The following is a 22285-nucleotide window of genomic DNA, read 5'->3' on the forward strand; positions in this document are numbered from 1 at the left end:
GCGTACCGGCGACTTCTTGCCGCGGCGGTAGGCGTCGATCAGAAACTCCAGCGCGCCGCATTTGATGTCGATCGCGGTCTTGGCGAAGTTCTTGTAGCCATCGAGGCTGGTGAGACCCGCGGCGCGCTCGGCATCGAGCACGCTCTTGACCGCAGGACTCGCCTGATGCTTGGCGCCGTCGTGGCAGACGAACACCCGCAGCGAGCCGCCGTGGGTCGGAAGCTGCTCGACGTCGAACACCCGCAATTGGTTCTTGCGCAGCACGTAGTCCACCGCACCGAGCGACAGATACGAGAAGTGTTCGTGATAGATCGTGTCGAACTGCGAATGCTGCATCATCTGCAGCAGGTGCGGGAACTCGAAGGTCGCGGCACCCTCGGGCTTGAGCAGAACACGGAAGCCGGCGACGAAGTCGAGAATGTCCGGCACGTGCGCCAGCACGTTGTTGGCGGCCATCAGGTCGGCGGCGTGCCCCGCCTCGCGCATCCGCTGCGCCGTCTTCTCTCCGAAGAACGCCACCTCGGTCGCCACGCCGCGCTCGACCGCGACCTTGGCGACGTTCGCCGCCGGCTCGATGCCGAGGACCGGCACGCCGCGGCCGACGAAGTACTGCAGCAGATAGCCGTCGTTGCTGGCGATCTCGACGACCTTGCTGGAACCGTCGAGGCCGAAGCGCGCGGTCATCGCCGCCGCATAGGCCTCGGCGTGACGCAGCCAGCTGGTCGAATAGGACGAGAAGTAAGCGTAGTCGGAAAAGATGTGCTCGGGCGACTCGAACTCTTCGAGCTGCACCAGGAAGCACTTCTCGCACACGAAGGCGTGCAGCGGAAACATCATCTCGCCGCTGTGCGCGCGCTCGGCCGGCACGTAGGAATTCGCCAGCGGGCTGAGCCCGAGATCGACGAAGCTATGTTCCAACGGGGTGCCGCACGAGCGACAAGTTCCGGTCTTCACGCTTGCATTCCTTGCTGCTCGTAACGTTTGATCTGCTCAAGGGTGAGCTGTTTTGCACTCTCGCCGGCGAGCTGGCGGCGATACCACTCGACCGTCCAGTCGAGCCCCGCATCCAGTCCGAGCCGGCGATCCCATTTCAGGCGGAAGCGCGCCTTCGAAGAATCCACCTTCAGGAAGCTGGCTTCGTGCGGCTGCGGCTTGTCGGCCAAATGCCACTGGGCGCCCTCTCCCCAGGCCTCGGTCAAATACTTCACCAAGTAAGACACCGGCCGACAGTCTTCGTCCGCCGGCCCAAAATTCCAGCCCTCTGCATAGAGATCGCCGCCGTCCGAGACAAGCTGCTCGGCGAGGCGGACGTAGCCACTCAGCGGTTCCAGCACATGCTGCCACGGCCGGATCGCGTGCGGACTCCTGATCTCCACCGACGCACCGCGCGATAGCGATCGGATCATGTCCGGAACCAGCCGATCCACCGACCAATCGCCGCCGCCGATCACGTTGCCGGCGCGCGCGCTGGCGACACGGCAGACCTTGCCAGGCTTGCCGGTGAAGAAAGACCGGCGATATGCACTGGTGACCAGTTCAGCACAGCCCTTGGAACTGCTGTACGGGTCGTAACCGCCCATCGCTTCGTCCTCGCGATAGGCCCAGTACCATTCGCGATTTTCGTAGCATTTGTCGCTCGTTACCACCACGACCGCATCGGTGTTACCGTGGCGCCGGACGGCGTCGAGGACGTGCACGGTGCCCATCACGTTGGTCGCGTAGGTCCCGATCGGATCCTCATAGGACGGGCGGACCAGCGACTGCGCCGCCATGTGGAACACGACGCTCGGCTTGACCGCCGCAATACAGGCATCGACCGCGGCCGCGTCGCGAATGTCGAGATATCGCGTGTTGGATTCGTCCTGAAGGCCGGCCGCGGTGTTGCCGCTCGGATCCTGATCCGGCGGTAGCGACAATCCGGTGACCTTGGCGCCCAGAGAGGACAGCCAAAGCGCCAACCATCCACCCTTGAAACCGGTGTTCCCCGTGATCAGGACAGAGCGGCCGTTCCAGCAAGCGGCATCGGCAGTCACCACATCCTCCACGGAGGATTGCCGCCCGCCCACATCGCCTCGAGCTGGTTCTTGTCGCGGAGCGTATCCATCGCCTGCCAGAAGCCGCGATGATGATAGGCGGACAATTGGCCGTCGCGCGCGAGACGTTCCATCGGCTCGCGTTCCCAGATCGTCTCATCGCCGTCGATGTAATCGATGACCTTGGGCGACAGCACGAAGAACCCGCCATTGATGCTGGCGCCATCGCCGGCCGGCTTCTCGATGAAATGCGACACCGCGTTGCCGTCGAGTTCCAAGGCACCGAAGCGGCCCGGAGGTGTGACCGCCGTCACGGTCGCGAGACGGCCTTCGGACTTGTGGAAGCTCAGCAATTTGCCGATGTCGATGTCGGCGACACCGTCGCCGTAAGTGAGGAAGAAGTCATCATCGCCGAGATATTCCTGAACGCGCTTGAGGCGGCCGCCGGTCATGGTGTTGAGGCCGGTTTCGATCAGCAGCACCTTCCAATCCTCGGCGCGCCGGCGATGTACGTCGACCACGCCGCGACCGACATCGACGGTGACGTCGCTCAGATGCAGGCTGTAGTTGACGAAGAATTCCTTCAGCAGATAGCCCTTGTAGCCGAGGCAGATGACGAACTCGTTCACCCCATAGGACGAGAAAATCTTCATGATGTGCCAGATGATCGGCCGACCACCGATCTCGACCAGCGGCTTCGGCCGGGCGGAGGTTTCTTCGGACAAGCGAGTCCCGAGACCACCAGCCAAAATGACAGCTTTCATGGATTTTCTTCCGGTTTCCATTCGAAGGCAACAATCGTCGGATCGAACAACAAACGCCGCCGTCCGGTGGTCGGGCATTCAAACAGCCCGGCGCCGAGGCAGCGCCGCACCGAACCCCGAGCCGTCATGCCTCATCGAAGACCACACATCAATTCCTAAAATCACGGAATCGCAGCAAAAGATTTACCAGTTGTCTCATCACCGGGTTTGGTGGCATACGCTTCGCCACCCCCCTGGCAGGTATCCGTGACCGTCCGATGAACACTCCGCCGACCACCAAAAATCGCTTGGCGGAGATATTTCTCGCCCACGATGGCAAGCTGACCGACAAGTGGGAGCAGTATTTTCCCATCTATGCCGGTGAACTGGCGCGCTACGTCGATTCCGGCACACCCGTGCGGTTGCTCGAGGTCGGCGTCCAGAACGGTGGCTCGCTCGAAGTCTGGTCGAAATACCTGCCGGCCGGATCGCATATCGTGGGCGTCGATATCGACCCCTTGGTGGGCAATCTGACGTTCGAAGGCAATGTCCGGGCCCATGTCGCCGACATTAACGATACCGATCGGGTCGACAGTCTGATCGGCGGCGAGCCGTTCGACGTCATTGTAGACGACGGCTCTCACACTTCGAGCGACATCATCGCGACGTTCCGCCGGCTGTTTCCAAGATTGGCACCGGGCGGCAAGTTCATCATCGAAGACCTCCATGCCAGCTACTGGAAATCGCACGAGGGCGGACTACGCCTGAAGACCTCGTCGATCGAGTACTTCAAGGGTCTGGTCGACGCGGTCAACGCCGACTACATCGACAAAAGCGAGAATTTGAGCGCGGACGAGAAGAGCGAGCTTCAAGAGTTCGGCCGGCAGATTGCGCGGATCTCGTTCTACGATTCCGTCGCCGTGGTGGAGAAGCTCGCACAGGACAAGAAGGGTCCTTATCGTCACGTGCTCAGCGGGCAGCTCGCTGCAGTGAACGATCCCACCGAATTCATCATCAACGCGCCGTCCAGTCTGGTCAGCTCCTGGATCCTCAGCGAGGTTGCGGCGCGCTCGATCGACCTCAAACTGAAGGAAGCCGCGCAGCGTGCCCGCCAGGAGGCGGCCGAGGCCCAGCGAGCCCGCCAGCGAAGCGAGGACGAGTACAACCGCTGCCAGAAGATGCTCGTCGAACTCGAGCGCCGGTCATCGGAGCTGACCCAGGATTTGCACCAGGCTCTCAGCCAGCGCGACGCGGCGATGGCCAAGCCCACGGCGGTCGTCGTCGGCTGGCTACGCCGGATCGCCAGGCTGGTGCGGAAGTAGGCGCTGGCGCAGGATTAGACAGAGGCTGTTGCAGAGGACCTCCGGTGCGGCAGACCGGAACGACCTCGAAGGCCGACCGGAACATCCCATGCACGAGGCGCAGTTCAACAACCAGCTCGCGGTGGTATATCTCGCGCGGTTCGCCGAAGGCCCCAAACCGCTTGCGGCTTTCATCGCCTCCTACCGCAAGCATCCGGCTGGCTGCGCGCACGATCTGGTGGTCGTCAGAAAGGGCTTTCCCGACGCGCCGACCCCGCAGGACAAGCAGCTCGCCGCACTGAACGCCCACATCATCTCCGTCTCCGACGACGGCTTCGATATCAACGCCTATGCGGCGGCGGCGCAGAAGCTGCCGCATCAGCGCGTGGCGTTCTTCAACACGTTCTCGGAAATCCTCGCCGACGACTGGCTACGCAAGCTCGACGCCGCGATGTCCCGCCCCGGCGTCGGGATCGCCGGCGCCACCGGCTCCTACGAGAGCCTTCACAGCAGCATGCGCCGGGTCAACGAAGGCTGGTGGCGCTTCCGCAATCACATCCTGCCGCTGCCGGCCGCGGCAAGGCGGGTGTTCAGGACGCTGCGCAAGCTGCTGCCGAAGGCGCTGGTGCAGAAGCTGTTGACGCGAATTGTCACCTATTTCGCCGCCGGCATTCAGAGCAGAGACCCCGACCGCGTCGTCGATCCCGAATTCGAAGCCTACTGGGCCAAGGAACTGCAGCCCGGTGGCGGCCACGAATTCCTCAATCACATTCAGGATTTTCCCAACGTCCACATCCGGACCAACGGCTTCGTCATCGACCGGCGCATGTTTCTCGACGCCAACCCCGGCGCCATCGTCACCAAGATCGACTCCTACCTGTTCGAAAGCGGCCCCGACAGTCTCACCCGGCAGGTGATGCGGCGCGGCCTCGAGGTCGTGGTGGTGGGCGCCGACGGCAATGTCTACGGCGTCGATCAATGGCCGCGCAGCGGCACGTTCCGGCAAGGCGACCAGCGTAATCTGCTGGTGTCGGACAACCAGACCCGCGCCTTCGGCTCAATGGACGGTGTCGCCAAGACGGTCTATGCGGACCTCACATGGGGCGGCGAACACGAGGCACGCCCGGTCTGAACGCCAAGATCGCCGCAGCGGAATAGGAACGCGAATTGCCATCGAGCAGCCCCCGGGTCGAGATCCTGCTTGCGACGCGCAACGGCGCCGAGTTCATCGCCGAGCAGCTGCAGTCCTACGCCGACCAGACTTATTCAACATGGAGCCTCTTGGTCTCCGACGACGGCTCGAGCGACCGGACCCTGCAGATCATCGATGAATTTGCAAAGCGCGTGCCGCAGCCCGTCAAGGTGCGCCAAGGTCCGAAGCTCGGCTTCTGGCAGAATTTCGCCGCGCTGGTGCGCGCCGCCGACGACACCGCCGATTACTTCGCGTTCAGCGACCAGGACGACGTCTGGTATGCCGACAAGCTCGCGCGCGCCGTCGCCTGGCTGCAGAGCTGCGATGCCGCCACCCCGGCCTTGTACTTCACCCGCACCGAACTGACCGACCGCTCCGGCCGCAGCACCGGGCTGTCGCCGCTGTTCGTGCGGCAACCAGACTTCCGCAATGCGATGATCCAGAACATCGGCGGCGGCAATACCATGGTGTTCAATCGCGCGGCGCTGGCGACAATGCGGGCGACCCCGGACGACGTCGCGATCGTGTCGCACGATTGGTGGGCCTATCAGGTGGTGACCGGCGTCGGCGGGACGGTCACGTACGATCCGCATCCGAGCCTCAAATATCGCCAGCACGGCCAAAACGTGGTCGGCGCCAATGTCGGCTTTCGATCCCGGTTGGCGCGGTTATCGCAATTCGCCGGCGGCCGGCTCAAGGGCTGGAACGAGATCAACACCCGCATGCTGGCGAGCCTGCGGCCGCAACTGCGACCCGAGAACGCCGAGTGCCTGAACTACTTCATGGCGGCCCGGCACGCGAAGCTGCCGCAGCGGCTGTACTATCTGTGGAAGTCCGGCGTTCACCGGCAGACAGCCGTCGAGAACATCGGGCTTTTCGTCGGGTGCCTGTTCGGGCGCATCTGAGACGCCGCTCGGCTACGACTGCCCCGGAGGGGCCCCCCGCCTCCATCGTCCTGAAGCGGCAAATTGCCCGCCGGACCCGGCCATGCTACGGAAGCGCGACAAAAACAGGGGGCGATGGTGCGAATTATTCCGCTGATCATGTGCGGCGGTGCGGGTACGCGGCTTTGGCCGGCTTCGCGCGAGGGACGTCCTAAGCAGTTTTTGCCGCTGTTCGGTGATCGCTCCACGTTCCAGGACACGTTGCGGCGGGTTTCCGATCCAGAGCTGTTCGACCGCCCGATCGTGATCACCAACATTGCGTACCGCTTTATGGTCCGCGAGCAACTCGCGGAGGTCGGCATCGACGCCGACGTCCTGCTCGAACCGGTCAAGCGCGACTCCGGTCCAGCCATCGCCGCAGGGGCTAGTTTCGCGGCCCGTCGCAATTCCGATGCCATTTTGCTCGCGCTTGCCGCGGACCACGTGATCACCGACGACGCCGCGTTCCTCGCCGCCTGCCGCCAGGCTCTCGAGGCCGCCCAAGCAGGCCGCATCGTCACCTTCGGCGTGACGCCGGAAAGCCCCTCGGTCGAATACGGCTACATCATGCCCGCCGACGGCGGTGAGGTACGCGCGGTCGAGCGCTTCGTCGAGAAGCCCGACGCCGAGACAGCCCAACGCTACGTTGCAGAGGGCTATCTCTGGAACAGCGGAAACTTCATGTTCAGCGCCTCGACGCTGCTCGAAGAGTACCGAGCGGTCGACCCGGACAGTCTGGCGATGATCGAGGCCGCGATCAGCAACGCCACCCGCGATCTCGACTTCAACGTCTTGGATCTCGCATCCTTCCGCGAGGCAAAGCCGATCTCGATCGACTACGCGGTGATGGAGAAGACCAAGAGGGCGTCGGTGGTAGCGGTGTCCATTGGCTGGTCCGACGTCGGTTCGTGGCGCGCCGTGTGGGAGTTGTCCGACAAGGATGCCAACGGTAACGCCTCGCATGGCCAGGCGGTGTTCGAGCAGGCGCGCAACTGCAGCGTCAGCACCGACAGGGCACTGGTCGCGCTGCAGGGCGTCGACGATCTGGTAGTGGTCGCCACTCAGGACGCCATCCTGGTGTCGCGCCAGGACGCCGGCGGGGGCATGAAGAATCTCGTCGCCAAATTGAAATCGGTGGCTCCCGGGGTCACCGAGGAGCATATCAGCGTTCACCGCCCTTGGGGCTCCTATCAGTCGCTCGACAATGGCGACCGCCACCAGGTCAAGCGCATCATCGTCAAGCCCGGCGAGCGACTGTCGTTGCAGAAGCATCATCATCGCTCGGAACACTGGATCGTGGTGCGCGGCACCGCTCAGGTCACCGTCAACGAGCTGGTGAAGACGATCCACGAGAACGAGTCGATCTACATCCCGATCGGCGCGACGCACCGGCTCGAGAACCCCGGCAAGATCATGCTCGAGCTGATCGAGGTACAGACCGGCAGCTATCTCGGCGAAGACGACATCATCCGGTTCGACGACGACTATCGCCGCACCTGATTTGAGTGCCCGCCCCTAATGCGTCGCCTTGGGCGCGCAGTCGCCCAGAGGTCTGATCCCGATGTTCCCGACCCCCAAGCCCTCTCTCGCGCCCAACACCTACGCCTACGAATCCGAACCGATGGTGAAGCCCACCGGCTTCCGCGAATACGACGCGCGCTGGCTGTTCGGCCAGGAGATCAACCTGATGGGCGTGCAGGCGCTGGGCATGGGGCTCGGCACGCTGATCAAGGAGCTCGGCCAGAGCCAGGAGATCGTCACCGGGCATGATTTTCGCGGTTACTCGGCGTCGATCAAATACGCACTGATCGCCGGCCTGATGGCGTCGGGCTGCAAGGTCCACGACATTGGTCTCGCGGTGACGCCGATGGCGTATTTCGCGCAATTCGACCTCGACGTGCCGTGCGTCGCGATGGTCACCGCCTCGCATAACGACAACGGCTGGACCGGCGTCAAGATGGGCGCCAACCGGCCGCTCACCTTCGGCCCGGACGAGATGACGCGGCTGAAGGAGATCGTGCTCGGCGCGCAGTTCGTGAATGGCGCCGGCAGCTACGTGTTCCACCAGAACTATCCGGCACGCTACATCGCCGATCTGACCAAGCACGCCAAGATCAAGCGCAAACTCAAGGTCGTGGTCGCCTGCGGAAACGGTACCGCCGGCGCGTTCGCCCCGCAGGTGATGGAAGCGATCGGCTGCGAAGTGATCCCGCTCGACACCGAGCTCGATTACACTTTCCCCAAATACAATCCCAATCCCGAAGACATGGAGATGCTGCACGCCATCCGCGACGCGGTGCTGCAGCACAAGGCCGATCTCGGCCTCGGCTTCGATGGCGACGGCGACCGCTGCGGCGTGGTCGACAACACCGGCGAGGAAATCTTCGCCGACAAGGTCGGCGTCATGCTGGCGCGTGACATGTCGGCGATCACGCCCGATGCGCTGTTCGTCGTCGACGTCAAATCCACCGGCCTGTTCGCCACGGATCCGGTGCTGCAACAGCAGGGCGCCAAGACCGAATATTGGAAGACCGGCCATTCCTACATGAAGCGCCGCACCAACGAGTTGAAGGCGCTCGCCGGCTTCGAGAAGTCCGGCCATTTCTTCTTCAACGTCCCGCCCGGCCGCGGCTATGACGACGGCCTCGTCTCGGCGATCGCGATCTGCGAGATGCTCGACCGCGCACCCGGAAAATCGATGTCGGACCTCAAGAACGCGCTGCCCAAGACCTGGTCGTCCCCGACCATGTCACCGCATTGCGCCGACGAGGTGAAGTACCGCGTCATCGACGAGGTGGTGAAGCACTTCGAAACCGCGCAGAAGAACGGCGACAAGGTCGCCGGCCAGCCGATCCGCGATCTGGTCACCGTCAATGGCGTACGCGTCACCTGCGAGGACGGCAGCTGGGGCCTGGTCCGAGCCTCGTCCAACAAGCCCGAGCTGGTCGTGGTGGTCGAGAGCCCGGTGTCGGAAGCCCGCATGCACGACATGTTCGAAGCCGTGAACGTCGTGCTGCGCCAGCATCCCGAAGTCGGCGCCTATAATCAGACCATCTGAAGCGCGACGACACCCGCATCCCGCCGCCCCTTGCGCTGTCATCCCGCAGTTGCGATAAGTCCTGCGCCAATACGGGCGTAAAGGCGACGGTCGCGTATGAACCGACGATACCTGGTGACCGGAGGCGCCGGCTTCATCGGCTCGGCGCTGGTTCGGAGACTGATCGACCACACCGAGCACGACGTCTTGGTGGTCGACAAGCTGACCTATGCGGGCAATCTCGACTCGCTGGCGCCGGTCGCGAACAACTCGCGCTACCATTTCGTTCAGGCCGACATCGCCGATGCGCCGGCGATCGCCAGGATCATGGCCGACTACGCCCCTGACGTCGTCATGCATCTGGCGGCCGAAAGTCACGTCGATCGCTCGATCGACGGACCCGGCGAGTTCATTCAGACCAACATCGTCGGCACCTACGCGCTGCTGCAGGCCGCGCTGGCGCATTGGCGCTCGCTACCCGAAGGGCGCAAAGCCGATTTCCGCTTCCATCATGTTTCGACCGACGAAGTATTCGGCTCGCTCGGCCCGACCGGGTTGTTCGAAGAAACCTCGCCCTACCAGCCGAACTCGCCCTACGCGGCCTCGAAGGCATCGTCCGATCATCTGGTGCGGGCCTGGTATCACACCTACGGACTGCCGGTCTGCCTGACGAACTGCTCGAACAATTACGGCCCTTATCACTTTCCCGAAAAGCTGATCCCGCTGACCATCATCAACGCGCTGGAAGGCCGGCCGATCTCGGTTTACGGCCGCGGCGACAATGTGCGGGACTGGCTTTATGTCGACGATCACGCCGAGGCGCTGCTGCTGGTCGCCGAACGCGGGCGGATCGGCGAATGCTACAACATCGGCGGGCGCAGTGAGCGGACCAACCTCGATGTGGTCGGTGCGATCTGCGATCTGGTCGATCGGCTTGCGTCGGGCAGTGCTGCCGGACCGCGGCGCGAGCTGATCACCTTCGTGTCCGACCGGCCGGGTCATGACGCCCGCTACGCCATCGACTGCGGCAAGATCGAGCGCGAGCTCGGCTGGCGGCCGCGCCATGATTTCGACAGCGGATTGATTGCCACGGTGCGCTGGTATCTGGACAATCAGACCTGGTGGCAGCGAGTCCGCTCCGGCGTTTATCGCGGCGAGCGGCTTGGGCTTTCGGTCTAACTCTCATTCAGGAACGATCATGCTGACGGTGTCCGCAACCGCTCTCGACGGTGTCAAGGTGATCGTGCCGGCCGTGTTCAACGACTCCCGCGGCTCGTTTTGCGAGACCTACAACCGCGACCGCTTCTTCAAGCACGGGATCACGCTCGAGTTCGTTCAGGACAACGAGTCGGTCTCGGCCCCGCGCGGCACCGTCCGCGGCCTGCATCTGCAAAAGCACCCTGCCGCGCAGGACAAGCTGGTACGCGTCACGAAGGGTAGTATCTTCGACGTTGCAGTCGATCTGCGGCGCTCGTCACCGACCTATGGCCGCTGGGTCGCCGAAGTGCTGTCGGCCGACAACGGCAAGCAACTGCTGGTGCCGGTCGGTTTCGCCCACGGGTTCTGCACGCTCGAACCCGACACCCGCGTCGTCTACAAGGTCACCAGCTATTACTCGGCGGAGAACGAAGTGGGGATCGCCTGGAACGATCCTGATCTTGCGATCGACTGGCCCGTCGCGCCTGGTGAAGCGGTCCTGTCCGACAAGGACGCACGGCTGCCGCCGTTCGCGTCGCTCCCGCCCGTGTTCGACTGAGCCATGCGGATCGCCGTCACCGGCCACACCGGTCAGCTCGCCCGCTCGCTGCTGGAGCGTGCTGCGGCCCACGGCGTCGAGGTCGTGCTTTTCGGGCGGCCGGAGGTCGAACTAACTGACCCGGCTCAACTCGATGCCGCGCTGACGGCGATCGATGCGTCGGCGGTGATCAACGCGGCCGCCTACACGCAGGTCGACCGAGCCGAGGATGAGCGCGAGCTGGCGCATCGAGTGAATGCCGAGTTGGCGGGCGTCGTGGCCAGCGGCGCCGCTAAGCGCGGCCTGCCGGTTCTCCAGATATCGACCGACTACGTGTTTGACGGCGAGCTGGATCGCCCCTATCGCGAGGACGACACGCCGCATCCGGTGAGCGTCTATGGCCTCACCAAGCTCGAAGGCGAACGGGCGGTGGCCGCGGCCAATCCCCACCATGCCATCGTGCGCACCTCTTGGGTGTACAGCCCGTTCGGCAAGAACTTCGTCCGCACCATGCTGACGCTGGCGCAGAGCCGCGACGAAGTCGGCGTGGTAAGTGATCAGCACGGCGCGCCGACCAATGCGCTCGATCTCGCCGACGGGCTCATCTCGATGGTGCAGGCGCTGGTCGCCCGCCCCGATGCCGCGGAGCTGCGCGGGGTCTTCCACATGACCGGCGGCGGCGGGACCAACTGGGCCGAATTCGCGCAGCATGTCTTCGAAGCATCCGCCGCGGTCGGGGGGCCGGCCGCAAAGGTGCGGGCGATTCCAAGCACGGACTATCCCACCCCGGCCCGGCGGCCGGCGAATTCGCGTCTGGATAATACCAAGCTGCACCGGTTGCATGCTATCAGCCTGCCCGATTGGCGCTCGACGCTGCCCGCTTGCGTGGCGCGTCTGGTGGCGGAGCAGTTCAAGGGAGATCGGCCGTCATGACAGCAACGACGAAAGGCATCGTACTGGCCGGCGGCAGCGGGACCCGCATGCACCCGATGACGATCGCGGCTTCCAAACAGTTGCTGCCGATCTACGACAAGCCGCTGATCTACTACCCGCTGGCCACCCTGATGATGGCGGGTGTCCGGGAAATCCTGATCATCTCCACGCCCACCGACCTCCCGCGTTTCCAACAGTTGCTGGGAAACGGTTCGCAATGGGGCGTGTCGTTCACCTACGCCGAACAGCCGACCCCCGATGGGCTGGCGCAGGCTTATATCATCGGCGCCGATTTCGTCGCCGGACGACCGTCGGCGCTGGTGCTTGGCGATAATCTTTTCTACGGACACAATCTTATCCCGCTGCTGCAGTCCGCGGCCGAGCGGACATCCGGCGCGACCGTGTTCGCCTATCAGGTGCGCGATCCCCAGAACTACGGCGTGGTCGAGTTCGACGCGCAGCAGCGCGCGATCAGCATCGCCGAAAAGCCCGTGTCACCGCGGTCGAACTGGGCCGTCACCGGGCTTTACTTCTACGACGCGAGCGTCGTTGATATCGCCGCCAATCTGAAGCCGTCGGCGCGGGGCGAACTGGAAATTACAGACGTCAATCGCGCGTACCTCGAGCGCAATCAACTGCACGTCGAGCAGATGGGGCGGGGCTTCGCCTGGCTCGATACCGGCACACCGGATAGCATGCTGGAAGCTGCGGAATTCGTACGGGTGCTCGAGAAGCGTCAGGATTTCAAGATTTGCTGTCCGGAGGAAATCGCTTTCCGCGCCGGCTGGATCGATGACGATCAATTGGAGAAGCTCGGCCGCAGCATTGCAAAGAGCAGCTACGGCCAATATCTCCTGCGCCTGGTGGGACGCGCCTGAGGCAAGCTGAGGCGCTGAAGGCCGGTCAGGCTGCACTCAGTCCGGCCGGATAAAGAGCCAAGTTGCAGGGGCTCCCCCGACCGCGGGCCGTGCGCACTGGAGGGTGGATCATTCGGGTGAAATCGCCTCATCGCGCGAAGAGCGCTGTCCGCCCGTGGGTCTTGGCTCTGCTCGTGTGCTCGGCTCTGCCGGGGTGCTCGGTTCTCGAATCCATTCCGGAGCCGGCCAGCGATGCGCCTCGGCTATCCGTCATTTCCCCTGACCTGAAGAAGGTCGCGACCGAAGTGAAGTTCACCGGCCCGATCGAGGTCGCCGGACCGATCGCCGCGAAGCCGGCGACAGTAGCGCCTTGGATCGTCTGCCTCAGGACGGCTGTCGACGATTCGACGCGTCCGACCTACGCGCTGTTCTACAACGGGCCGAAACTCATCTCATACCGTTTCGCCGCGATCGTCGATCGCTGTGACGAACAGACCTTCAAGCCGCTTTGATTCAAGCCGCCCCGATCAGGCGACCTTGCGCTTCAGCGGGAACGCCTCGCTCTCATAGAGCGTGCGGATGCCTTTTTGGTCGAACCGCTCTTCGTCGACCTGGAGGTAGGCGCCGTTGAGCGATTCCGCCGGAAGCTCCTCGATCGCAAAACGCACCGCGTCGGCGGCGGTGTCGAAGCGACGATAGGCGAAGCCGGCGCGTTTCTTCTTGCGGATTGCAGCGGGGAAGAGTTCGGCGGCGGTGTCGAAGTTGAAAGCCATGGGGGAGGTGCCTCCTGCATTGGGCGGCGCCGCACGGTCCAGGACCGGCGTCGCGTACAGATTTCGACAGGACATATAGGCACGGAACCGGCGCATTGCGACTCTGCAACCAGCGCACGAGACCGCGCCGAAGCCCGCACGGCGACCGCTCCCCGCCGGTTGGCGTAGCGCCTCACGCGCCCGGCTCGCCGTCACGGCTATTTCGGCTGCAATTTCAACGCCGCCGAATTGATGCAATAGCGCAGGCCGGTCGGCCCCGGCCCGTCCGGGAAGACGTGCCCCAAATGGCCATTGCAACTCGCGCACAGCACCTCGGTGCGGATCATGCCATGGGTGGTGTCGCGCTCTTCGTCGATATGGCCGTCGGCCGCCGGCGCCGTGAAGCTCGGCCAGCCACAGCCGGAATCGAACTTGGCGTCGGATTCGAACAGCGTCTGGCCGCAGCCGGCGCACACATAGGTGCCGGGCCGCGTCTCGTATTCATATTCGCCAGTGAACGGCCGCTCCGTCGCCTTCTCGCGCAGCACCGCGTACTGCATCGGCGTCAATTCCCTGCGCCATTCGGCGTCACTCTTGATGACCTTGGCGGCCGCCGTTTTGGTATCCGACATCATCCCTCCTGACGTCCGCCTCAATTGCTCGCGCGCGCGCTGCTCACCAGCGTCGGCTTGTCGAGATAGTCCTTCGGAAACAGCTTCTTCAGGTTCTCGATCTTGGGCAGATCGTTGTACGCAATATAGGGCTGGTTTGGGTGCAGCGTCAGGTAGTCCTGGTGATAGCCCTCCGCGGCGTAGAACGCCTCCAGCGGCCCGACCTTGGTGACGATCGGCCGGCCGTACACTTTGGCCGCATCCAGTTGGGCAATATAGGCATCGGCGACCTGCTTCTGCTCCGGCGAGGTGGTGAAGATCGCGGAGCGATATTGCGTGCCGCTGTCCGGCCCCTGGCGGTTGAGCTGGGTCGGATCATGGGCGACCGAGAAAAAGATCTGCAGCAGCTTTCCGTAGGAGATCTGCTTGGGGTCGTATTTGACCTCCACCGACTCGGCATGGCCGGTCGAGCCGGTCGAGACGATCGGATAGCTCGCCGTCGCCTTGCTGCCGCCGGCATAGCCCGAAACGGCATTGATGACGCCGGTGGTGTGCTGGAATACGCCCTGCACGCCCCAGAAGCAGCCGCCGGCGAACACCGCCGTCTGCGGCCCGTCGGCCGGCTTGGCGTCAACCTTGGGCGGCGGGATCACTACGGCCTCTTCGGCGGCCTGCAACGGCGCGGCGGCAAACATCGCCAGAGCACCGGCGACGGCAACGCTGGGAACGAAACGGCTGAGCAGACGGCGCATGAGCGATCCTCGTGTGAGAGCGGCTGCCGGGCAGCCCGCAATGAGCAAGATACGACAGCGCAGCCACTGCGTTACCGCAAACGGCACACGAGTGCGTGAGCGGCCTGACGCGTCGCAACGCCGCCGTCGCAGCACGCGGCGCCGCCGCGGTAGGTCATCACCGATTTTCAGCCCCGTTAAGCCTAAAACGGAACCTGGCCGGATCAGGGCTGGATCACCGGCGGCTGAGGCGCGATAGTGGCCTCGGCCCGGTGGCGGAAGATTAACGCAAGAGCGGTGCAACGCTCTTTTTCCTGGTTCAAGTCCAGGCTGGGCCTCCAGTTTCCTGAAAATGCCGGTTGACGGCGGGCCTTTAGCCCCTTTCGCCCCCCGGCAATCTGGTCTAAGACACGCCCGCGCGCCTGGGACGACCGGCGCCCGAACACCTGAGGGACGCGCGGCTGCGCGCCCTTTTTTTGTGCCCGGATTTCCCGCTCGTCAGCGAGATTGAATGCCCAAAAGAACCGACATCTCCACCATCCTCATCATCGGGGCCGGCCCTATCGTGATCGGCCAGGCCTGCGAATTCGACTATTCCGGCACCCAGGCCGTGAAAGCGTTGAAGCAGGAGGGCTACAGGGTCGTTCTGGTCAATTCCAATCCGGCCACGATCATGACCGATCCGGAATTGGCCGACGCGACCTATATCGAGCCGATCACGGCCGAGATCGTCGCCAAGATCATCGAGAAAGAGCGCCACGTCATTCCGGGCGGCTTCGCGCTCTTGCCGACGATGGGCGGCCAGACCGCGCTGAATTGCGCGCTGTCGCTGCGCAAGCTCGGCACGCTCGAGAAGTTCGACGTCGAGATGATCGGCGCCACCGCCGACGCCATCGACAAGGCGGAAGACCGCGAGCGCTTCCGCGAGGCCATGACCAAGATCGGCCTCGAAACGCCGAACTCGCGCCAGGTTAAGACGCTGCCCGACGCGCTGCGGGCGCTCGACGAGATCGGCTTCCCGGCGCTGATCCGCCCGTCCTTCACCATGGGCGGCACCGGCGGCGGCATCGCCTACACCAAGGCCGAATTCATCGAGATCGTCGAGCGCGGCATCGACGCGTCCCCGACCAACGAGGTGCTGATCGAAGAGTCGATCCTCGGCTGGAAGGAGTACGAGATGGAGGTCGTGCGCGACAAGCACGACAACTGCATCATCGTCTGCTCAATCGAAAACCTCGATCCGATGGGCGTCCACACCGGCGACTCGATCACCGTCGCGCCGGCGCTGACGCTGACCGACAAAGAATACCAGATCATGCGCGATGCCTCGCTGGCGGTGCTGCGCGAGATCGGCGTCGAGACCGGCGGCTCCAACGTGCAGTTCGCGGTCAACCCCGAAGACGGCCGCCTGGTCGTCATCGAGATGAATCCACGCGTGTCACGCTCCTCGGCGTTGGCGTCGAAGGCCACCGGCTTCCCGATCGCCAAGGTCGCCGCCAAGCTGGCGGTCGGCTACTCGCTGGACGAGATCGCCAACGACATCACCGGCGGCGCCACGCCGGCGTCGTTCGAGCCGACGATCGACTACGTCGTCACCAAGATTCCGCGCTTCGCCTTCGAGAAATTCCCCGGCGCCTCGCCCAATCTGACGACCGCGATGAAGTCGGTCGGCGAGGTGATGGCGATCGGCCGCACATTCCAGGAAAGCCTGCAGAAGGCGCTCCGCGGTCTCGAAAGCGGTCTCACCGGGCTCGACGAGATCGAGATCGAAGGGCTCGGCCGCAGCGACGACAAGAACGCCATCCGCGCCGCGCTCGGCACACCGACGCCGAACCGGCTGCTGCAGGTCGCGCAGGCGATGCGGCTCGGCTGGAGCGACGAAGAGATCTTCGCCTCCTGCAAGATCGACCGCTGGTTCCTGGCGCAGCTGCGCGGCATCGTCGACATGGAGAACAAGGTTCGCGACGCGGGCCTGCCTGAGCATGCGTTCGGCATGCGCACGCTGAAGGCGATGGGTTTCTCCGACGCCCGCCTCGCCGTTCTGGCCGGCCTCACCGAAGCTCAGGTCAAGTCCAAGCGCCGCGCGCTGAACGTGCGCCCGGTGTTCAAGCGCATCGACACCTGCGCGGCGGAGTTCGCCTCGCCGACCGCCTACATGTACTCGACCTACGAGTCGCCGTTCGCGAGCGCGATGGTCGACGAGAGCGAGCCGTCGGCGAAGGAAAAGGTGATCATCCTCGGCGGCGGTCCCAATCGCATCGGTCAGGGCATCGAGTTCGATTACTGCTGCTGCCACGCCTGCTTCGCGCTGCATGACGCCGGCTATGAATCGATCATGGTCAACTGCAATCCGGAAACCGTGTCGACCGACTACGACACCGCGGACCGACTGTACTTCGAACCGCTGACGGCGGAAGACGTGCTCGAGATCATCGATACCGAGCGCAGCAACGGCACCCTGAAGGGCGTCATCGTGCAGTTCGGCGGCCAGACCCCGCTGAAGCTGGCGCGTGCGCTGGAAGCCGCCAACGTGCCGATCCTCGGCACCTCGCCGGACGCCATCGACCTCGCCGAGGACCGCGACCGCTTCAAGCGCATCCTCGACAAGCTGCGCCTCAAACAGCCGAAGAACGGCATCGCCTATTCGGTCGAGCAGGCACGCCTGGTCGCTGCCGAACTCGGCCTGCCGCTGGTGGTGCGCCCGAGCTACGTGCTCGGCGGCCGCGCCATGCAGATCATCCGCGAGGACAATCAGCTCAGCGACTATCTGCTCGGCACCCTGCCCGAGCTGGTGCCAGGCGACGTCAAGGCGCGCTACCCGAACGACAAGACCGGCCAGATCAACACGGTGCTCGGCACCAACCCGCTGTTGTTCGACCGCTATCTGTCGGACGCCATCGAGGTCGACGTCGACTGCCTGTCGGACGGCAAGGACACCTTCATCGTCGGCATCATGGAGCACATCGAGGAAGCCGGCATCCATTCGGGCGACTCGGCCTGCTCGCTGCCGCCGCATTCGCTCGATCCTTCGATGATCGCCGAACTCGAACGCCAGACCCGCGAGCTGGCGCTCGGCCTCGACGTCGTCGGCCTGATGAATGTGCAGTACGCCATCAAGGACGGCGAGATCTACGTGCTCGAAGTCAATCCGCGCGCCTCGCGCACGGTGCCGTTCGTCGCCAAGGTGGTCGGTACGCCGGTTGCCAAGCTGGCCGCACGCATCATGGCCGGCGAGAAGATCGCCGATCTCGGCATCAAGAAGCGCGCGCTCGACCATGTCGGCGTCAAGGAATCGGTGTTCCCGTTCGCCCGCTTCCCGGGCGTCGATACCGTGCTCGGCCCTGAGATGCGCTCGACCGGCGAAGTGATGGGCATCGACCGCTCGTTCGAGATCGCCTTCGCCAAGAGCCAGCTCGGCGGCGGCACCCGCGTGCCGCGCAAGGGCACTGTTTTCGTCTCGGTGCGGGAGAGCGACAAGGCGCGCATCGTCGATGCCGTGAAGCTTCTGCACTCGATCGGCTTCAAGGTGATCGCCACCTCCGGCACCCAGCGCTTCCTGAGCGAGAGCGGCGTGCCTGCTGAAAAGATCAACAAGGTGCTGGAAGGCCGGCCGCACATCGTCGACGCCATCATGAACGGCGAAGTGCAGCTGGTGTTCAATACGACCGAAGGCCCACAGGCGCTGGCGGACAGCCGCTCGCTCCGGCGGGCTGCCCTCTTGCATAAAGTTCCGTATTACACCACTCTTTCGGGTGCTGTGGCGGCCGCCAAGGGGATCCGGGCGTATCTTGACGGCGACCTTGAGGTCCGGACGCTGCAGAGCTACTTTTCGGACACCTGACCGCCGGCTCGCGATCCGCCAATGGTTCGCGACGCCGTCAGGCCGGAACCCGCCCGCATTGGAAGTGTTCTCTCCGGCGTTTGCCGGTGGCAATGACACCGCTGGACGCGTTTGGCGGGTGCCGGCTCCGGCAGCGCAGGACCCCACGCAACGACAAATGGCGAAGCGCCGATCCCAGGCGCTTCCCTGCGATTGTTAAAGGACGAACAGACGATGGTCGAAAAGATACCGATGACTGCGAGCGGGTACGCCGCGCTTTCGGACGAGCTCAAGCATCGCCAGTCGGTGGACCGTCCGCGCATCATCGAGCATATCGCCGAGGCGCGCTCGCACGGCGACCTGTCCGAGAATGCGGAATATCACGCCGCCAAGGAAGAGCAGTCGCACAACGAAGGCCGGATCAACGAACTTGAGGACAAGCTGGCGCGCGCCGACATCATCGACATCAGCAAGCTGTCCGGTGACACCATCAAGTTCGGTGCCACCGTCACGCTGATCGACGAAGACACCGAGAAGAAAGCAGTCTGGCAGATCGTCGGCGAAGCCGAGGCAGACGCCAAGAAGGGCAAAATCTCGATCACCTCGCCGCTGGCTCGGGCATTGATCGGCAAGACCAAGGGCACCTCGGTCGAGGTCGTCGCCCCTGGCGGCGCGAAGGCCTACGAGATCGCCAAGGTCGAGTGGCGCTAACGACAAGTCGTTAGTTCGCGACGGCTCCGCTGACCGACGAACCTCAAAACGGGCCGCGCCAACAGCGCGGCTTTTTTGTTCGATCAACTCTCGATCAAGAATATGTGCGGGCGGCCGCGACCGCTCGTCGCGGAAAGTTGCGACTGGCTGTGGAATATCAGCCATGCCGCGACGTCGTTGTTGTCGACGGTTATGAAACAAGTTCCGCAATAACAAGGCACCTCCATGGATCAACTATTCGCTCGCTGGCAACCGTTCGCCCTCAGCCTCGTTCGCTTCATCGCCGGCTTGCTGCTGTTTCAATACGGCATCGCCAAGCTGTTCAAGTTTCCCGCCGTTCCGATGTTCGCCAACGTGCAGATCACCTCGCTGCCGGGCATCGCGGGCTTGCTCGAGCTCGTGCTGGGCGGTCTTTTGATGATCGGGCTGCTGACGCGGCCGGTCGCGTTCATTCTCGCCGGCGAGATGGCGTTCGCCTACTTCATCGCCCACTTCCCGCGCAGCTTCTATCCGCTGATCAACGGCGGCTCGCTGGCGATCGCGCTGTGCTTCATCTGCCTCTATCTGTCGACCGCCGGCGCCGGCCCGATCAGCGTCGATGCCGTGATGCGGAAGAAGGGCTGATAGGCAGGCCCGCTAAACGCCTCAATGCCGTCATTGCGAGCCGAAGGCGAAGCAATCCAGCCCAGTGCACGGAGCTGGATTGCTTCGTCGCTTCGCTCCTCGCAATGACGGGGAGAGGCTTTAGATTGAGCATCGGGCACAACGCCCGGAGCCTCAATCCACCGGCGTCTTCAGCTCTAGCGGCACGGCCGCGGCGTACTTTGAATTCCGTAGCACCAGCGAGGTGCGGACGTTGCGCACATGCGGCGCGGCGGTGAGATGCGCGACGAAATTCTGGAACGTCGCCATATCGGGCGCGACGCATTTCAGAATGAAATCGACCTCGCCGGACAACATCCAGCATTCACGGACCAGCGGCTCGTTACGGACAAACGCCTCGAAGGCGCGAAGGTCGGCTTCGGCTTGGGTCGACAGATGGACCGAGGCGAACACGGTGACGTCGAAGCCGAGCAGAGCCGGATCAAGCAATCCGCGATATCCCTGGATATAGCCCTCCTCCTCCAACGTGCGGACCCGGCGCAGACAGGGCGGCGGGGAGATGCCGACCCGCTTGGCCAATTCGACGTTGGTGATTCGGCCGTCGTCCTGGATTTCCTGGAGGATCTTCAGGTCGATCTGATCGAGGCTTTTCGACACCGGCGGCTTCCGTAGGGCGGTTGAATCGCCCTCTCATAGCCCAGTCTTGCCCATTTGAGTAATTTTATTTCGCGATGGCCACAGACTGTTTGCCAACACGCAGGGGAAATCCTGCACGGACGTATTGCAAATCTTGCATAGCTTCCCAGATGCAATAAAGTTGCGTCTGACTTTCCGCCCCACGGCGATGCCCCTGCCAGGCCCCTCCTGCTTCGCGCCGCCCTTGTTCCCTTGAAGGAGAGGGGAGCTGCATCATGCCGAACGCTGCCCACGCCAAAGTCGTCATCATCGGGTCCGGCCCGGCCGGCTACACCGCCGCCATCTATGCCGCCCGCGCCATGCTCGAGCCGATCCTGATCCAGGGCATCCAGCCCGGCGGCCAGCTCACCATCACCACCGACGTCGAGAACTATCCGGGCTTCGCCGACGTCATCCAGGGCCCCTGGCTGATGGAGCAGATGGAGAAGCAGGCGCTGCACGTCGGCACCCGCATCAAGACCGATCTGGTGGTCGATCTCGACCTCAGCCAGCGGCCGTTCCGGCTGACCTGCGACAGCGGCGACGTCTATCTGGCCGACACGCTGATCCTCGCCACCGGCGCGCAGGCGCGCTGGCTCGGCATCCCGTCGGAGCAGACCTACAAGGGCTTCGGCGTTTCGGCGTGCGCGACCTGTGACGGTTTCTTCTACCGCGGCAAGGAAGTTGTCGTGGTCGGCGGCGGCAACACCGCGGTCGAGGAAGCGCTGTTCCTGACCAATTTCGCCTCGAGCGTCACCATCGTGCATCGCCGCGATCACTTCCGCGCCGAGCGCATCCTGCAGGACCGGCTGTTCAAGCATCCCAAGATCAAGGTCGTCTGGGACAGTGCCATCGACGAGATCTGCGGCGCCGACAATCCCTCCAAGGTCACCCACGTCCGGCTGAAGAACGTCAAGACCGGCGCGACCTCGGACATCAAGGCAGACGGCGTATTCATCGCCATCGGCCACGCGCCCGCGACCGAGCTGTTCAAGGACCAGATCAAGCTGAAGCCCTCCGGCTACGTCGAGGTGGTGCCGGGCTCGACCGCGACCTCGGTGCCGGGCGTGTTCGCCGCCGGCGACGTCGCCGACGAGACCTACCGACAGGCTGTGACCGCGGCCGGCATGGGCTGCATGGCGGCGCTCGAAGCCGAGCGCTTCCTGGCGCTGCACGAACACGCACGCGAGGCGGCTGAGTAATGAGAGCTCGCGACGGATTCACCGACATGGATTGGGATAAGCTGAAGGTCTTCCACGCCGCCGCCGAAGCCGGCAGCTTCACCCATGCGGGTGAGCAGCTCGGGCTGTCGCAATCGGCGGTGTCGCGGCAGGTGTCGGCGCTCGAACAGGAGCTGTCGGTCTCGCTGTTTCACCGCCACGCCCGCGGCCTGATCCTGACCGAACAGGGCGACCTGCTATTCCGCACTGCGCATGACGTGTTCATGCAGCTACAGGCGGCGCGCGCCAAGCTCACCGACAGCCGCGAGCGGCCGAGCGGCGATCTGAAGATCACCACCACGCCTGGGCTCGGCATCAACTGGCTGGTGCCGCGGCTCGGCGAGTTCACCGCCCTGTATCCGGAAATCCGCATCTCGCTGATCGTCACCGACAAAGAGCTCGATCTGT

At 64.0% G+C, this 22285-nt stretch carries 22 protein-coding genes and 1 tRNA gene; 16 read left to right on the forward strand and 7 right to left on the reverse strand.

Annotated features, from left to right (window positions below):
• The 3 genes from I5M_RS16750 to rfbF all read right to left on the reverse strand — a co-directional run.
• The coding region (locus tag I5M_RS16750) for a class I SAM-dependent methyltransferase (RefSeq protein WP_031336723.1) at positions 1 to 954 on the reverse strand (954 nt) is incomplete at its 3' end.
• Complete coding sequence (rfbG, locus tag I5M_RS16755; protein ID WP_031336725.1) at positions 951 to 2036, reverse strand: CDP-glucose 4,6-dehydratase; 1086 nt, start codon at positions 2034 to 2036, stop codon at positions 951 to 953. The genes rfbG and I5M_RS16750, both read right to left, overlap by 4 nt.
• The gene (gene rfbF / locus I5M_RS16760) at positions 2030 to 2797 is read right to left on the reverse strand and encodes a glucose-1-phosphate cytidylyltransferase (protein ID WP_022722445.1); all 768 of its coding nucleotides are present in this window, start codon (positions 2795 to 2797) and stop codon (positions 2030 to 2032) included. Before rfbF ends, rfbG begins: the two co-directional genes overlap by 7 nt.
• 257 nt (positions 2798 to 3054) lie before the next feature.
• On the opposite strand from rfbF, the gene I5M_RS30955 reads away from it, so the two are divergent.
• The 10 genes from I5M_RS30955 to I5M_RS16810 all read left to right on the forward strand — a co-directional run bounded on the left by I5M_RS30955 (position 3055) and on the right by I5M_RS16810 (position 13266).
• Entirely contained in the window at positions 3055 to 4098 is a 1044-nt protein-coding gene (locus I5M_RS30955; protein WP_022722446.1) for a class I SAM-dependent methyltransferase, read from the forward strand.
• 88 nt (positions 4099 to 4186) lie between these two features.
• Positions 4187 to 5209, forward strand: a complete 1023-nt coding sequence (locus I5M_RS29980) for a hypothetical protein (RefSeq protein ID WP_022722447.1) — start codon at positions 4187 to 4189, stop codon at positions 5207 to 5209.
• Positions 5210 to 5244: 35 nt separating this feature from the next.
• Entirely contained in the window at positions 5245 to 6174 is a 930-nt protein-coding gene (locus I5M_RS16775) for a glycosyltransferase family 2 protein (RefSeq protein WP_022722448.1), read from the forward strand.
• A 114-nt stretch (positions 6175 to 6288) separates the two neighbouring features.
• Positions 6289 to 7692, forward strand: a complete 1404-nt coding sequence (locus I5M_RS16780) for a mannose-1-phosphate guanylyltransferase/mannose-6-phosphate isomerase (RefSeq protein WP_022722449.1) — start codon at positions 6289 to 6291, stop codon at positions 7690 to 7692.
• 61 nt (positions 7693 to 7753) lie between these two features.
• Entirely contained in the window at positions 7754 to 9250 is a 1497-nt protein-coding gene (locus I5M_RS16785) for a phosphomannomutase/phosphoglucomutase (protein ID WP_031336728.1), read from the forward strand.
• A 96-nt stretch (positions 9251 to 9346) separates the two neighbouring features.
• The gene (gene rfbB / locus I5M_RS16790) at positions 9347 to 10408 is read left to right on the forward strand and encodes a dTDP-glucose 4,6-dehydratase (protein ID WP_022722451.1); all 1062 of its coding nucleotides are present in this window, start codon (positions 9347 to 9349) and stop codon (positions 10406 to 10408) included.
• A 19-nt stretch (positions 10409 to 10427) separates the two neighbouring features.
• Positions 10428 to 10985, forward strand: coding sequence for a dTDP-4-dehydrorhamnose 3,5-epimerase (gene rfbC / locus I5M_RS16795; RefSeq protein ID WP_022722452.1), 558 nt, complete (start codon positions 10428 to 10430; stop codon positions 10983 to 10985).
• A 3-nt stretch (positions 10986 to 10988) separates the two neighbouring features.
• Positions 10989 to 11897 (forward strand): dTDP-4-dehydrorhamnose reductase, encoded by a 909-nt coding sequence (gene rfbD / locus I5M_RS16800; RefSeq protein ID WP_022722453.1) that lies wholly within the window; start codon positions 10989 to 10991, stop codon positions 11895 to 11897.
• Positions 11894 to 12775, forward strand: coding sequence for a glucose-1-phosphate thymidylyltransferase RfbA (gene rfbA, locus I5M_RS16805; protein ID WP_022722454.1), 882 nt, complete (start codon positions 11894 to 11896; stop codon positions 12773 to 12775). Before rfbD ends, rfbA begins: the two co-directional genes overlap by 4 nt.
• A 62-nt stretch (positions 12776 to 12837) precedes the next feature.
• Complete coding sequence (locus tag I5M_RS16810) at positions 12838 to 13266, forward strand: hypothetical protein (RefSeq protein WP_244432027.1); 429 nt, start codon at positions 12838 to 12840, stop codon at positions 13264 to 13266.
• 15 nt (positions 13267 to 13281) lie between these two features.
• On the opposite strand, the gene I5M_RS16815 is transcribed toward I5M_RS16810, so the two are convergent.
• The 3 genes from I5M_RS16815 to msrA all read right to left on the reverse strand — a co-directional run bounded on the left by I5M_RS16815 (position 13282) and on the right by msrA (position 14869).
• On the reverse strand, positions 13282 to 13527 hold the full coding sequence (locus I5M_RS16815; RefSeq protein ID WP_022722456.1) for a hypothetical protein: 246 nt from the start codon (positions 13525 to 13527) through the stop codon (positions 13282 to 13284).
• A 197-nt stretch (positions 13528 to 13724) separates the two neighbouring features.
• Positions 13725 to 14138, reverse strand: coding sequence for a peptide-methionine (R)-S-oxide reductase MsrB (gene msrB / locus I5M_RS16820; protein ID WP_031336730.1), 414 nt, complete (start codon positions 14136 to 14138; stop codon positions 13725 to 13727).
• Between the two features lie 20 nt (positions 14139 to 14158).
• Positions 14159 to 14869 carry a peptide-methionine (S)-S-oxide reductase MsrA gene (gene msrA, locus I5M_RS16825; protein ID WP_022722458.1) on the reverse strand — a complete coding sequence of 237 codons (711 nt, stop codon included), beginning with the start codon at positions 14867 to 14869 and terminating at the stop codon, positions 14159 to 14161.
• 245 nt (positions 14870 to 15114) lie between these two features.
• Between msrA and I5M_RS16830 the strand changes: the two genes are divergently transcribed.
• The 4 genes from I5M_RS16830 (at position 15115) to I5M_RS16845 (ending at position 20003) form a co-directional block, all read left to right on the forward strand.
• A tRNA-OTHER gene (locus I5M_RS16830) sits at positions 15115 to 15189 on the forward strand.
• Positions 15190 to 15359: 170 nt separating this feature from the next.
• A complete protein-coding gene (gene carB, locus I5M_RS16835; RefSeq protein ID WP_022722459.1) occupies positions 15360 to 18689 on the forward strand; it encodes a carbamoyl-phosphate synthase large subunit in 3330 nt (1109 codons plus the stop codon).
• Between the two features lie 213 nt (positions 18690 to 18902).
• On the forward strand, positions 18903 to 19379 hold the full coding sequence (gene greA, locus I5M_RS16840) for a transcription elongation factor GreA (RefSeq protein WP_022722460.1): 477 nt from the start codon (positions 18903 to 18905) through the stop codon (positions 19377 to 19379).
• Positions 19380 to 19604: 225 nt separating this feature from the next.
• A complete protein-coding gene (locus tag I5M_RS16845) occupies positions 19605 to 20003 on the forward strand; it encodes a DoxX family protein (RefSeq protein ID WP_022722461.1) in 399 nt (132 codons plus the stop codon).
• A 153-nt stretch (positions 20004 to 20156) separates the two neighbouring features.
• Here the strand turns inward: I5M_RS16845 and I5M_RS16850 are convergent, their stop codons facing one another.
• A complete protein-coding gene (locus I5M_RS16850; RefSeq protein WP_022722462.1) occupies positions 20157 to 20639 on the reverse strand; it encodes an Lrp/AsnC family transcriptional regulator in 483 nt (160 codons plus the stop codon).
• 254 nt (positions 20640 to 20893) lie between these two features.
• Here I5M_RS16850 and trxB point away from each other — a divergent pair, with 254 nt between their 5' ends.
• Complete coding sequence (gene trxB / locus I5M_RS16855) at positions 20894 to 21859, forward strand: thioredoxin-disulfide reductase (protein ID WP_022722463.1); 966 nt, start codon at positions 20894 to 20896, stop codon at positions 21857 to 21859.
• Positions 21860 to 21885: 26 nt separating this feature from the next.
• Positions 21886 to 22285 (forward strand): LysR family transcriptional regulator (locus tag I5M_RS16860; RefSeq protein ID WP_022722464.1); only part of this gene is annotated, 400 nt, incomplete at its 3' end.

Origin of the sequence: Rhodopseudomonas sp. B29 (genome assembly GCF_000333455.1) — a bacterium.
Taxonomy (GTDB): domain Bacteria; phylum Pseudomonadota; class Alphaproteobacteria; order Rhizobiales; family Xanthobacteraceae; genus Rhodopseudomonas.